Source organism: Streptomyces sp. NBC_00385, from assembly GCF_035917155.1.
Taxonomy (GTDB): domain Bacteria; phylum Actinomycetota; class Actinomycetes; order Streptomycetales; family Streptomycetaceae; genus Streptomyces; species Streptomyces poriferorum.
Genome location: NZ_CP107951.1, coordinates 2,752,167 through 2,765,392, shown reverse-complemented (window position 1 = coordinate 2,765,392; position 13,226 = coordinate 2,752,167). Strand labels below are relative to the sequence as shown.

Below are 13,226 nucleotides of genomic sequence, written 5' to 3'. Positions count from 1 at the left end.
CGCCACGGATTGGGGAAGGGCGGGCAGGACAGCGGTGCGCCCCGCCGGGAATGACGGGGCGCACACGGGGCTGGGGAGGACGGCTGGGGGTCGGTGCCCCTAGGGGAACGACACCACCTGCGACGGAATGGTGTCCGTCCCCGAGGTGGGTGATCCGGTGTCGTTGATGACGTGTTCGTACTGGCCCTGGCCGCCGAGGGAGACGACGATCAGGTCGTGGAACTTCACGCCGGGCTTCACCGGTGCCTGGAATCCGTGGTCCTGGCGGATGGTGGGGTCGACGTTGAAGTAGCAGTAGCTGCCCAGACCCCAGCCTTCGTGGGTGGTGACGGAGTCGTCCACCTTGTAGGCCGCGTAACCCTTCGTGTCACCGTTCTGGATCGCGGCCTGGTTCGGGGCGTCGTACGCCTTCTCGTTCTGGAAGAAGATCGTCTTCCCGTTCTCCCCGGACCAGCGGACGTCGTACTTGTTGAAGTGCTCCACGAACAGGCCCGTCGCGAGGACGTTGTCGCCGTTGACCTGGAGGCCGTAGTCGGCCCGGTTGGTCTCCCAGCCGACGCCCTCGCCGTGGTCCGCGCGCCACAGCCAGGTGTGGTCGATGATCGTGTCGTTGCTGTTGACGACCATGCCCGTGGTGGTCTTGCCGGCCCCCGCGCCGCCGACCCGGACGAACACGTCCTGGAGTGAGGTCGGGTTGTCGGCGTGGCTCGCGGACGCGCCCTCGGGGCCGACCTCGATCAGGGTGTCGGAGTTGGTGGGACCGGCGTCGACGAGCAGCCCGGCGAGCTTCACGCCGTCCACGTCACCGACCTTGATGGCCGTGACCCCGTTGTCCGGAATGATCGTCGCGAGACCGAGTCCCAGCGCGACCGTGTTGGCGCGATCGATGTTGATCGTCTGGTCGACGTGGTAGACCCCGGGCGTGAACAGCAGGTGCAGACCCTGGTCCACGGCCGCGTTGATGGTCTCCGCGGTCGCGCCGGGCTTGACCACGTAGAACTGGTCCAGCGGGATGGACTCGCCCTTCGGCGTGCCGTTGGCCCACGAGACGCCGCGCGCGTTGGTGCGCTTCTCGGGCACGAAGACCTTGTAGTCGGCACCGTCCAGGTAGAGGAACGGCTTCTCGCGGGAGACCGGGGTGTTCTCCAGGGTGGTGTACGGCGGTTCGGGGAAGCTCTGGGCGGGTGCGCCCTCGACGCCGGAGAACGTCATGTTCCAGACGCCGTTGCCCCAGCTGCCGATCGAGCTGTCGCGGGTGTACCACTGCTGCTGCGAGTACGGGCCGACCTGGCCGTCGATCTTGCTGTCGGCGATGTAGCCGCCGCTCGCCCAGCCGTAGCCGTCGGGCGCGAGGTTGAGCCCGCCCTTGACGTGCATGCGACGGAAGGGTGCGGCCTGCGAGACGGCCCAACGGTCCGTGCCGCTCACGGGGTTGAGTGCGAGGTTCTCGGCCGAGCGCCAGAAGTTCTGGGTGGCGTTGCCGTTGAACCAGCCCGCGTCCACGGTCACATCACCGTTGAACGTGGTGTCGTCCGGGTTCAGTCCGAGACCGGCGATCTGGGTGTAGAAACCGATCTGGGCGTTGATCTTGTCGTACGTGCCCGGCTTGAACATCAGCGCGTAGCGGCCGGTGCCGAACTGCGCCGACTCCTGCTGCTTGAACACCTCGTCGACCTTGGCCTGGATGTCGGGCATCGACGGGTCGAACACCATCACGTTGGGCCCGAGGTCACCGCCGCCCTCGATGGCCTGCGCGTCCTCGCCGAAGGCGGTCTGCGCCGTGGGGACGGCCATGAGCAGCGAAACGGCGAACGCGGCGAACCCGAACGTGCGGGTCCGGCGCCTGCGGCGGGAGGTGGTGGGGGTTCCCGTGGGGGGAGTTGTCGGGGGTTCCGTGGGGGGAACATGCATGGGGGTACGTCTCCTGGGTCGTGGTACGGGTGACACGACGAGCTCGTCGGGAAGCCTCTGAGAGCGCTCTCCGACGAGAGTCGATGCTTCCGCCGTCACCTGGGAAACGTCAAGAGGTGTGCAACAGAAGCCTCGTCCAACCCCTCCATGCGCAACAATTAACGCCAGCAGAACGGCAATTGACCCGTTCTGCGCTCAGTTAGGAGTGCGGTTGACTTCAGGAGATTGACGAGATCGTCCAGCCGGGCGCCGCCTTCGGAGCCGGGCGACCCGGCCGGTTCCAGCGCGCCTCTCGCTGTCACCGGCCGAGCGGCGCCGACAGGCCTCAGGCCATGACGACCGAGTAGCTGTCCAGGGTGACCCAGGTGATGTCGTTCGAGGCCGTGGCGCCGAAGACGGTGATCCTCCCCGCGGTGTTGACCTCCACCCGGCAGGAGTTGATGCCGAGCGAGTTGTTGCGCGGGCAGACACCGCGCATCGTCTTCGGCACGGTGATGGACGCGGGCAGGGTGCCGAGCACGGCGTCGCCCGTGAAGACGCAGGTGAACCCCCCGCGCATCTGCAGGAAGTCCGTGCCGGCGATCTTCACCACGCGGGCGGCCGGGGCATCGGTCGCGGCGGTGACGCCCGCCGCGAGGACGAGCGGCTGCCAGTCCTGGACGACGCTGATACCGCCGGGCACGTCGGCCGCGGCGGCGGGGGTGGCTATCATCGGGGCGCTGACCGCCGCTGCGGGAACGGCCACGGCTGCGGTGAGCAGGGCGCGGCGGCTGGTACGGCTCTGGGACATGGCTGATCCTCCGGGATCGTGGAAACGCTGACGTGGCTGGGTGACGGGTGAGGGTGACGGGCGTCGGGCGACCGTCAAAGCCCGGCGGCCGAGAACCAAGCCCGGCGGCCGAGAATCAAAGCCCTACGGCCGAGGATCAGAGCCAGGCGGCCGAGAAGTTGTCGAGGCCGATCCACGAGATCCTGTTGTCCGCGGTCGGGCCGAACACCGAGACCTTTCCGGTGGAGTTGACCTCGACCCGGCAGACGCATCGGCCGTCGTGGTTGTTGCGGGTGACGTTGGCCCGGACCGTACGGCTGGGCGTCAGCACCGGCGGAAGCTGCGCGAACTGGCCCTCGGCGGTGAGGTCGCAGTCGAAGCCGCCACGGAGCTGGAGGTATGTCGTCCCGGCCAGGTTCACCAGACGCCCGCGCGGGCTCATCACGCCCGTATGCGCTGTCACTCCGGACACCGGTGCGAGGGCGGTCCAGTCCGTCAGCAGCTTCACGCCCTGGACCGGGGCATCCGTGGAGAGGAAGCAGATCGTCTCCTCGCGCGGTGTGGTGTGGCTGCCGCTGAAGCCGAAGAGCAGCCGCGCCTCGTCGCCCATCGGCTCGACGCACAGGCCTTCCGGCTCACGGCGGTCCAGGCCCGGCACGGCGGTGATGTGCTGGGGCCCCGCCACCACGGAGCCGTCCGACCAGGAGAGGGCGGTGAGATGGGCGTTGTTCTTGTCGGGGCTGCCCGTGTAGAGGTAGAGGTACTCGCCGAGCGACGCGAAGCCCTGGAAGGTGTCCCAGAGCGTGGGGACCTCGGTCTTCGAGGGGTGCGGGATCGTCCTGGTCGCGGTCCAGGTGACCTCACCCGTCACCGGGTCGATGGGGTACTGGCTGAAGAAGTACCCCTGGGCGGTCTGGTACCTGACCGTGAGGCGCTGGTACACGGGATCGACGTTCGGAGCGGTGAAGCGGGCATCCGCCGTGGGACGGAACGGCGCCGAGACGACGGACGACGTCATGGTGACCGTCTGCCCCGGCAGATAGGGCACCCGGGCGACGCGGGTCCCGAACTCCTTGTACAGCGGCCCGGCTTCGGTCCACAGGTACGTCTTGCCGGCGATGTGCTGCGCACCGATCTGATAGCCGTGACCGAAGCCGTTGAGGTGCATGTAGTCGATCGGGCGCCCGGTTGAGCGGTTCATGCGGTAGACGCACAGGTTGCCGTACTCCAGGGCATCCCGGATCTGCACCACGAACAGATCGTGCGTGACCGGGTCTACGGCCATGGCCTGACCCGCGCGCGTGTGCGTTTCATGGTCGAGCGGCGTACCGCTGAGGATGCGGCCCCAAGGGCCTGCCAGGTCTATGAGGTCCGAATGTGCCACGAAGAAGGTCCCCTCCCTTGCGGTCCGGTGTGGACCGCACGGCGGTGATCGTATGTGGTTCTCCCCGGTGTTCGGTGTGCGTTCTCCCTGGTGGGCGGAGGCGGGAAGTGGCCGCAGACGCGTGCGCGGACGAACGGGGGAAGCACAGGCGAAGGCCGGAAGTGACCGCAGACGCAGGTGCGGACGAACGAGGGGATCACCTGGCCGGCACCTTGGTCAGGTGGGGTGCCGGCCAGGAGTCATGGGGAGGGCGCGGGTCAGGAACGTGCCCCGGGGGCCCCGGTGATGCGGGCGATCGCCTCGACGGTCAGGGCCCGGTCGTGGGGTTCGGTCTCCAGCGCGCGGTGGATGGACAGGCCCTCGATCAGCGCGTCGAGCTGGCGGGCGGTCGCCGGGTCGAAGTGCCACTCCAGCGCGACGCGGCTGCGACGCATCCACTCCCGGGTCAGTTCGCGGTAGTCGGGCTTGCGGGCGGCCAGGGTGTACAACTCGTGGGTGAGGACGAGCTCGCGCTGGTTTCCGCCCGACAGGTGGTGGACCAGACCGGCGACCGCCTCCCGCGCCTCGTCGGGTGTGGTGGCCGCGCCGAGGCGCTCCTCGAAAACGGCGACGATGCTGCTGGAGAAGCGCGTGAACGCCTCCCGCAGCAGCTCGTCCATGCCGCCGAAGTGGTACGTCATCGAGCCGAGCGGCACACCCGCACGCGCGGCGACCTTGCGGTGCGAGGTCCCGGCGACCCCTTCCTCCGCGATCAGGTCGAGCGCGGCGGTGATGATGCGCTCCCGCCGCTCGGGGTCGTTCCGTCCGGTCGCCACGCTGTTTCCTTCTGCCGAGAGGGTGCCGAGCGGTTCTAGATCGAGCGGATCACCCGGGCCGGGTTGCCGACCGCGACCACGTTGGCGGGGATGTCCTTGGTCACGACGGCTCCCGCGCCGATGACGCTGTTCTCCCCGATGGTGACCCCGGCCAGCACGATCGCGCCGCCGCCCAGCCAGACATTGTCGCCGATGGTGATCGGCCGCGCCGCCTCCAGCTTGTCGCGGCGCGGCTCCGGCTCCACCGGGTGGGTGGGGGTGAGCAGCTGGACGTTCGGCCCGATCTGGCAGTCGCGGCCGATCGTGATCGGGGCGACGTCCAGGGCGGTGAGGTTGTAGTTGATGAACGTGTCCTCGCCGACCGTGATGTACGAGCCGTAGTCCACGTACAGCGGCGGCCGGACGTGCGCACCGGCGCCGAGACCGCCCAGGAGCTCGGCGACCACGGGCTGTGCGGCGTCGGGGTCCTCGGCGTAGGCCGCCAGGTACCGGGCGGCGAGGCGCACCGCGCGTCGCTGGGCCTCCACGATCGCCGGGTCGTCGGCGATGTAGAGGTCCCCGGCGAGCATCCGCTCATGGTTGGTACGCGGGTCTCCCGCGAAGTGGTCCGTCATGGGTACGATCGTACACTCCAAGGGCGTACGATCGTACGCTCCTGCTGGATTCCCTCCTGGACTGCCGAGGCCCGCTTCATGGATGCCGCCACACGCCGCCGGCGTGCCGCCCTCTTCCTTTTCATGCTCGCCGCCGGAACCGGCATGGCCTCCTGGGTGGCGCGCACCCCGGCCATCAGGGACGGGCTCGACGTGTCCACCGGTGCGATGGGGCTGGTGCTCTTCGGGCTCTCCACCGGTTCGATGGCCGGCGTGACCTCGTCCGGTCCGCTCGTACGCCGTTACGGGGGGCGGGCCGCCATCACCGTCGGCGCGGCGCTGATCGTCGCGGGGCTGCTGGTCGTCGCGGCGGGCACGAGCCTGGCGCTGGCGGGCGGCGTCTTCTGCGGACTGGCCCTGTTCGGCGGCGGGATGGGACTGGCCGAGGTCGCGTTCAACATCGAGGGCGCGGACGTGGAACGGGTCATCGGCCGGCCCGTGCTGCCGGTGCTGCACGGCTGCTTCAGCCTGGGCACCGTGATCGGGGCGCTGCTGGGCATGGCGCTGACCGCGGCCGCGATACCTGTCGGCCTGCACCTGACGGCCGTCGCCCTGCTCGTCGCCGCCGCAGCGGTCCTGGCCGTCCGGGCGATCCCGCACGGCACGGGCAGGGAGGCGGCCGGTACCTCGGGGCCGGGTGGATGGCGGGGCCAGCTGGCCGTGTGGCGGGACCGGCGGCTCGTCCTCATCGGGGTGATCGTGCTGGCCATGGCCTTCGCGGAGGGGGCTGCCAACGACTGGCTGCCGCTGCTCATGGTGGACGGTTACGAGGTGAGCGCCACCGCCGGCTCGCTGACCTTCCTGGTCTTCGCCTCCTCGATGACCCTCGGCCGCTTCGCCGGCGGCCCCCTCCTGGAGCGTTTCGGTCCCGTCCAGGTCGTCCGGATCAGCGCGGTCGTCGCCGCGCTGGGCCTGGCAGTGGTGATCGTTTCACCGAGTCCGGCGATGGCGGGCGCGGCCACGGTGCTGTGGGGGCTGGGCGCCTCGCTCGGTTTCCCGGTCACCGTGTCCGCGGCGGGTGACCACCCGAGCGACGCGGCGGCACGGGTCGGCGCGGTCTCCACCGCGGGCTATCTCGCCTTCCTCGTCGGTCCGCCCGCGCTGGGCTTCCTCGCCGACCACGTCGGACTCCGGCTCACGATGACGGTCGTCCTCGCCCTGCTGATCGTCGCGTCCACGCTGGCCGGAGCACTCGGGGGAGCCCCGCGCACCGAGGCGAGGCCCGTCACCGCCTAACTGGGGTCGTGGTCCCACAACGCGGTGCTGTGGGCCGCGACCAGCGCGCTGATCCGCTCCAGCATCTCCGAGTCCGGCAGCGGATCGAGGCGGCGGCCGTCCCGCAGACGCAGCGCCACCAGGCCGTCCGCCGCCTCCGCCGCACCGATGACCACCTGGTACGGCACCAGCCGGGCCTCCCTGATCCTGGCCCCCAGGCTGCCGCGCTCCCGGCCGGAGACCTCCGCGCGCAGCCCGAGCGCGGCACAACGTCCGGCCAGGGCCTCGGCGTTCGGCTGCTCGGCGTCCGAGACCGGCAGGATCGCCAGCTGGACCGGTGAGAGCCAGGGCGGGAACGCGCCGCCGTGCTGCTCGATGAGGTGGGCGACGGCCCGCTCCACGCTGCCGATGATGCTGCGGTGCACCATGACCGGCCGGTGTTTCGCCCCGTCCGCGCCGATGTAGTGCAGATCGAACTGCTCCGGCTGGTGGAAGTCGACCTGGACGGTCGACAGGGTCGACTCGCGGCCCGCCGCGTCGGCGACCTGGACGTCGATCTTCGGCCCGTAGAACGCGGCCTCGCCCTCGACCGCCTCGTACGGCAGCCCTGAGGCGTCGAGGACCTCGGCCAGCAGGGCGGTCGAGCGCTGCCACATCTCCGGCGCGGCGACGTACTTCCCGCCCGGCCCCGGCAGCGACAGCCGGAAGCGGGCCGGGCGGACGCCCAGTGCCTCGTACGCCAGTCGGATCATGTCCAGTGCGGCCCGCGCCTCTCCGGCGACCTGGTCCGGGGTGCAGAAGATGTGGGCGTCGTTCAGCTGGATGGCCCGGACCCGGGTCAGCCCGCCGAGCACCCCGGAGAGCTCGGAGCGGTACATGCCGCCCAGCTCGGCCATCCGCAGCGGAAGCTCGCGGTAACTGTGCGCGCGGGAGCGGTAGATGACCGCGTGGTGCGGGCACAGGCTCGGCCGGAGCACGACCTGTTCGCCGCCCAGGTCCATCGGCGGGAACATGTCGTCGCTGTAGTGCGACCAGTGCCCCGAGATCTCGTACAGCTCCCGCTTGCCGAGCACCGGCGAGTACACGTGCCGGTAGCCCGCCAGCCGCTCGGCGGTGCGGATGTACTCCTCCAGGGCGTGCCGCAGCGCCGCGCCGTCCGGCAGCCAGTACGGAAGTCCCGCGCCGATCAGCGGGTCGGTGTCGAACAGCTCCAGCTCGCGGCCGAGCTTGCGGTGGTCGTGCATGGCGGTCTCCTCGCGTACGGCGGGCGAGTGACCGCAAGCAGAAGCCCCGGGGCACTCGCCCCGGGGCTTCGGACTGGTCAGCAGTCAGCGCGCCGGGACACTCTCCGGCGTCGTCGTCATCGCAGCGCGCTTCTTCACGCGGGGGACGCTAACAGCGGCCCACGGCCCTTCGCACGGGATTTTCCGCCGGGGGAGCACGTCGGCTCATCCCTTCTTGGCCGAGTCGAGGTGCGCGAACACGACGACGTTGTCCACGTAGTCCTTGGCCTTCTTGTCGTAGGTGCCGCCGCAGGTGATCAGGCGCAACTGGGCGTCCGGGGTGTCGGCGTAGACCCGCTTGTCGGGGAACTTCGCCTTGCTGAACGTCTCGACGGTGTCGACCTTGAACGTGGCCACCGTGCCGTCCGTACGCGTGATGTCGACCGTGGATCCGGGCCGCAGGAACCGCAGCTGGAGAAAGACGGCCGGGCCGGTCAGCGTGTCCACGTGGCCCGCCACGATCGACGCGCCGCGCTCGCCGGGTGTCACGCCGCCCTGGAACCAGCCGACCAGGTTCTTGTCGTTCGGGGGAGGAGCGTCCAGGCGGCCGGAGGCCCCGATCGACAGCGGGGTGAACGGGGCGTCCACCGCGATGGCGGGGATCTTCAGCCGCTTCGGCACGGAGCGGGCCAGGGCCGGCGCGGTGGTGGGGGTGGGAGAGGGCGCGGGGGAGGCCTGGCGGGGGACGGCGGCGGCCGGTGAGGAGGCGGGGGCCGCGGGGGCGGCGGGAGCCGGGGCGGCGGGTGCCGCGACTGCGAGCGGGGCGGGAGGTTTGTCATCGGCCGAAGGGCCGATGGAGTTGTAGATGAGGAGCATGCCGAGCCCGGCCACGGCGGCGGGCCAGAGCAGGGCGCGGCCGAGGGAGACGGTGTCGGAGGCAGTCCGGGAGGAGGGGGAACCGGGCGACTGCGGGGCGGCCATGGGAACGTGCCTTTCGTCCGTGCGGTGCGGTGCGGTGGTGCGGGGCGGGCTCGACGCGGCGGGCGCCCCGGGGAAAACGAAGGCGCCGCGGCCGCCGTCCGGAGGGACGACGGCCGCGACAGGAATGCGGCCGGCTCGCGATGCGGCCGGCTCGCGATGCGGCCGGCTCGCGATGCGGCCGGCTCGCGATGCGGCCGGCTCGCGATGCGGCCGGGTCAGGCCATCGCGCCACCCGTCGCCTGACGACGGCGCAGCTTGTACGCGCCGACACCGACACCGCCGAGCAGCAGCAGCGAACCGGCTGCCAGGCCGCCGCCGGTCATCGCCATCGCGCCACCGCCGGTGTGCACGCCACCGCTGGGCTTGTCCTTCTTCCAGCCCTCGTCGCTCTTCTCGCTCTTCTCGCTCTTCGAGGACGTGTCGCCCTTCTCGGTCTTGCCGGCCTCGTCGCTGCCCGGCTGCCACTCCTTGGCCACCGTCATCGACATGGCGCCGCCACCGGCGTGCATGCCGCCGTTGGGCTTGTCCTTCTTCCAGTCGGACGAGCCGCTCTCTTCGTCGTTGCCGGGCTGCCACTCCTTGGTGACCGTCGACGACAGCGCGCCGCCGCCGGTGTGGACGCCGCCGCTCGGCTTCTCCTTCTTCCAGTCGGAGTTGCCGCCCTCGTCGTCCTTGCCGGGCTGCCACTCCTTGGCGACCGTCATCGACAGCGCGCCGCCGCCGGTGTGCACGCCACCGCTGGGCTTGTCCTTCTTCCAGCCCTCGTCGTCCGACTTGCCGTGCTCGTCGCCGGTGACCGTCTTGGCCAGGGCGCCGCCGCCGGTGTGGACGCCGCCGTTGGGCTTGTCCTTCTTCCAGCCGCCGTCCTCGCTGCTGGAGGACGAACCGCTGTCGTGCTCCCAGTCGCCGGTGGTCATGGCGTACGCGGAGGGAGCGGTGATCGTGAGGACCGCCGTGACGGCGGCCGTAGCGAACAGGGTGCGGGCAGAGCGCATCTGAACACGTTTCCTTTCGTCGCGACTGCGCAGAGTGACGGAGTGTCGACTCTGGGTGGCGCAGCGGCTACGTGATCCACCGTCAGCCCGGAGCCCGGGACGCGCCATCGGGGAGCTCCGCATTGGAGCTACGGCGTGGGCTCATCGAGTGGCGAAGAACGGATAATCACCCGTTGGACGGCACGGCGCGCCGAAGAGAGGTTTGGCCGCGGCAGGATCCCCCGTTCGCTGACGAGGGCTCACCGCGCGGCAGCGCGTACGGCGCCGGTAAATGACTTGCACCGCCGGCTCGCCCGCTGTTCTACTCGCCGCATCAGCCGACAGGACCAGGAGAAAACGATGCGCGGATCTCACATGTTCGTCTCGACGGGAATTCACCCCACCGCTGACCACATGGAGTTCTGTGCACACGCTCAATCTCGGAATTCTGGCGCATGTCGACGCCGGTAAGACCAGCCTGACCGAGCGGCTGCTCCACACCGCCGGAATCATCGACGAGATCGGCCGCGTCGACGACGGGAACACGCGGACCGACTCGCTCGCGCTCGAACGGCAACGCGGCATCACGATCAAGTCCGCCGTCGTCTCGTTCGCCCTCGACGACGTCACCGTCAACCTGATCGACACCCCCGGCCACCCGGACTTCATCGCCGAGGTGGAACGGGTCCTGAGCGTGCTCGACGGCGCGGTGCTGGTCATCTCCGCCGTGGAGGGCGTCCAGGCCCAGACCCGGGTGCTGATGCGCACGCTCCAACGCCTGCGCATCCCCACGCTGATCTTCGTGAACAAGACCGACCGGGCCGGAGCCCGGTACGCGCAGGTGCTGCGCGAGATCACGGAGAAGCTCACCCCGCACACGGTCGCGAGGGGACCGGCCGTCACCGGTCTCGGCACCCGCGAGGCCCGCAGCGTGCCGTATGCCGACGACGACCCCCGGTTCACGGACCGGCTCGCCGATCTGCTCACCGAGCACGACGACGCCCTGCTGACCGCGTACGTCGAGGGCGGCGAGGAACTCGCACCGGCCCGGCTCAAGGCGGCACTGGCGAAGCAGACCCGGCGGGCCCTGGTCCACCCCGTCTACTTCGGCTCGGCCGTCACGGGCGCCGGCATCACCGCGCTGACCGACGGGATCAAGGAACTGCTGCCCGCGGCCGGGGACGACGCGGACGGGCCGGTCTCCGGCACCGTCTTCAAGGTCGAACGCGGCCGGGCCGGCGAGAAGCTCGCCTGGGTCCGGATGTTCTCCGGGACCGTACGCACCCGCGACCGGCTGGTGTTCGGGCAGGGCCCGGGCGCCGTGTCCGAGGGCAAGGTGACCGGCATCCGGGTCTTCGCCGACGGCGCGGACACCGACGCCGCATCGGTGGGCCCGGGGCGGATCGCGAAACTCCGGGGGCTCGGGGACATCAGGATCGGTGACGCGGTCGGCGATATCCGTGCGGCGGCGACCGGGCACCACTTCGCCCCGCCGACGCTCGAATCCGTGGTGGCAGCCGCTCCGCCCGCCTCCCGGGGCGAACTGCATTTCGCTCTCGCACAACTGGCCGAGCAGGATCCGCTGATCAATCTGCGGCAGGACGACATCCGCAAGGAAGTGTCCGTATCGCTTTACGGTGAAGTGCAGAAAGAAGTCATCCAGGCGACGCTCGCGGACGAATTCGGAATCGATGTCGCCTTCCGCGGAACCACGACCATCTGTCTGGAGAAGCCGTCCGGAACCGGATCGGCCTTCGAGATCATCGACAAGGACGACAACCCCTTTCTCGCGACGGTCGGACTGCGCGTCGATCCCGCCCCGCCGGGCAGCGGGGTCACCTACCGGCTGGAGGTGGAACTCGGCTCGATGCCGTACTCCCTGATGCGAGCCGTCGAGGAGACCGTCACCGAAACGCTCGCACAGGGCCTGTACGGCTGGCGCGTCACCGACTGCACGGTCACGATGACGCACTCCGGCTACTGGCCCCGGCAGAGCCACTCGCACGCCGCCTTCGACAAGTCCATGTCGAGCACGGCCGGTGACTTCCGCCATCTGACCCCGCTGGTCCTGATGGCCGCGCTCCGGCAGGCCGGCACCACGGTGTACGAGCCGATGCACCGCTTCCGGGCGGAACTCCCGGCCGACACGCTCGGGCCGCTCCTGCCGGTCCTCGCCCGTCTGCGGGCCGTCCCGGGCCCGCCGTCCGTCGACGGCGCACGCTGCGTACTGGAGGGCGAGGTCCCGGCCGCCCGGGTGCACGAACTCCAGCAGCGGCTGCCGGGGCTGACCCGAGGCGAGGGGCTGCTGGAGACCGCCTTCGACACCCACCGCCCCGTCACCGGCACCGTCCCGCAGCGCTCCCGCACGGACCACAACCCGCTCGACCGGAGGGAGTACCTGCTGCACACGGTGAGGCGGGCAGGCGGCGGACAGGAGTGAGAGGCTGCCCGACGCCGTCAGTTCAGCATCGCCCGGGCCGCCCGCGCACTCCCGCGCACCGCCTCCGCGGCAGCCGGATCGACGTCCGCGACCACCTGCGCGTACTCCTCCATCTCCGCCGCCCCGCGCAGGAACTCCCCGCCCCGGACCAGCAGCTGGGCCCGCTCGTAGCGCAGCCGCGCCGGGTGCGACGGCAGGAGCAGGGACAGCTCCACCGCCCACAGCGCCACGTCGTTGCGCTCCGGGCGGGCCGCCGCCCACGCCCGGATGTTGTTCAGGATCCGCAACACGGTCTCCAGCGGCTGCGCCGGCACCAGCATCGACGCCTCCAGTGGCTGCCCGGTCGCGCCCGCCACCAGGAGTTCCGCGTCCTGGCCCGTCAGCGGCCGCCCACCGGCGAACGGATCGGCCAGCACCCGCTCCGCCGGATCCCCGAAACCGACCACGAAGTGACCCGGCAGCGCCACCCCGTACACCGGAGCGCCCGCCCGCCGGGCGACCTCGATCCACACCACCGACAACAGGATCGGCAGCCCGCGCCGCCGCCGCAGCACCTCGTGCAGCAGCGACGACTCCAGCCGCTGGTAGTCCGCCGAAGCGCCCTCGAAGCCGTACCGCTCACCGAGCAGTTCGGCCAGCGCCGACGCCCAGGCGCGGCCGTCGCGCAGCCCGTAGGGCAGCAGACCGGCGAGCCGGTCCAGCTCGATCTGGGCCGCGTCCATGCCGTTGGCGTCCAGCGCGGGATCGGCCTCCGTGCCCAGCAGCAGGCAGAGCAGCGCCAGATCCGGGCGCTCCGCCCGCGCCTCCTCGGCGAACCGGCGGCGCAGCTCGTCCCTGTCGTGCCTCTCAGGAGCCATCGCC

The 13,226-nt window shown here is 70.8% G+C and carries 11 protein-coding genes; 2 read left to right on the top strand and 9 right to left on the bottom strand.

Annotated features, from left to right (window positions below; all coding sequences use genetic code 11):
• Nucleotides 1-99: 99 nt before the first annotated feature.
• The 5 genes from OG959_RS11970 to OG959_RS11950 form a co-directional block, all read right to left on the bottom strand.
• Nucleotides 100-1,911, bottom strand: coding sequence for a coagulation factor 5/8 type domain-containing protein (locus OG959_RS11970; RefSeq protein WP_326658130.1), 1,812 nt, complete (start codon nucleotides 1,909-1,911; stop codon nucleotides 100-102).
• A 325-nt stretch (nucleotides 1,912-2,236) separates the two neighbouring features.
• Nucleotides 2,237-2,701 carry a hypothetical protein gene (locus OG959_RS11965; RefSeq protein WP_326658129.1) on the bottom strand — a complete coding sequence of 155 codons (465 nt, stop codon included), beginning with the start codon at nucleotides 2,699-2,701 and terminating at the stop codon, nucleotides 2,237-2,239.
• A 136-nt stretch (nucleotides 2,702-2,837) separates the two neighbouring features.
• The gene (locus OG959_RS11960) at nucleotides 2,838-4,064 is read right to left on the bottom strand and encodes a phage baseplate protein (RefSeq protein ID WP_326658128.1); all 1,227 of its coding nucleotides are present in this window, start codon (nucleotides 4,062-4,064) and stop codon (nucleotides 2,838-2,840) included.
• Nucleotides 4,065-4,321: 257 nt separating this feature from the next.
• On the bottom strand, nucleotides 4,322-4,879 hold the full coding sequence (locus OG959_RS11955) for a TetR/AcrR family transcriptional regulator (protein ID WP_326658127.1): 558 nt from the start codon (nucleotides 4,877-4,879) through the stop codon (nucleotides 4,322-4,324).
• Nucleotides 4,880-4,914: 35 nt separating this feature from the next.
• Nucleotides 4,915-5,493: a sugar O-acetyltransferase gene (locus OG959_RS11950; protein WP_326658126.1), complete on the bottom strand. Its 579-nt coding sequence runs from the start codon at nucleotides 5,491-5,493 to the stop codon at nucleotides 4,915-4,917.
• A 78-nt stretch (nucleotides 5,494-5,571) separates the two neighbouring features.
• Between OG959_RS11950 and OG959_RS11945 the strand changes: the two genes are divergently transcribed.
• Nucleotides 5,572-6,768: an MFS transporter gene (locus OG959_RS11945; RefSeq protein ID WP_326658125.1), complete on the top strand. Its 1,197-nt coding sequence runs from the start codon at nucleotides 5,572-5,574 to the stop codon at nucleotides 6,766-6,768.
• Here the strand turns inward: OG959_RS11945 and thrS are convergent.
• The 3 genes from thrS to OG959_RS11930 form a co-directional block, all read right to left on the bottom strand.
• A complete protein-coding gene (thrS, locus tag OG959_RS11940) occupies nucleotides 6,765-7,991 on the bottom strand; it encodes a threonine--tRNA ligase (protein ID WP_442805561.1) in 1,227 nt (408 codons plus the stop codon). The genes OG959_RS11945 and thrS overlap by 4 nt on opposite strands.
• Nucleotides 7,992-8,195: 204 nt before the next feature.
• Nucleotides 8,196-8,951 carry a class F sortase gene (locus OG959_RS11935; protein ID WP_326658124.1) on the bottom strand — a complete coding sequence of 252 codons (756 nt, stop codon included), beginning with the start codon at nucleotides 8,949-8,951 and terminating at the stop codon, nucleotides 8,196-8,198.
• 215 nt (nucleotides 8,952-9,166) lie between these two features.
• Entirely contained in the window at nucleotides 9,167-9,946 is a 780-nt protein-coding gene (locus tag OG959_RS11930) for a hypothetical protein (protein ID WP_326658123.1), read from the bottom strand.
• Between the two features lie 403 nt (nucleotides 9,947-10,349).
• Between OG959_RS11930 and OG959_RS11925 the strand changes: the two genes are divergently transcribed.
• Entirely contained in the window at nucleotides 10,350-12,365 is a 2,016-nt protein-coding gene (locus tag OG959_RS11925) for a translation factor GTPase family protein (protein ID WP_326658122.1), read from the top strand.
• A gap of 17 nt (nucleotides 12,366-12,382) precedes the next feature.
• Here OG959_RS11925 and OG959_RS11920 read toward each other — a convergent pair whose 3' ends face one another.
• Nucleotides 12,383-13,222 (bottom strand): transglutaminase-like domain-containing protein, encoded by an 840-nt coding sequence (locus OG959_RS11920; RefSeq protein ID WP_326658121.1) that lies wholly within the window; start codon nucleotides 13,220-13,222, stop codon nucleotides 12,383-12,385.
• Between the last annotated feature and the right edge of the window lie 4 nt (nucleotides 13,223-13,226).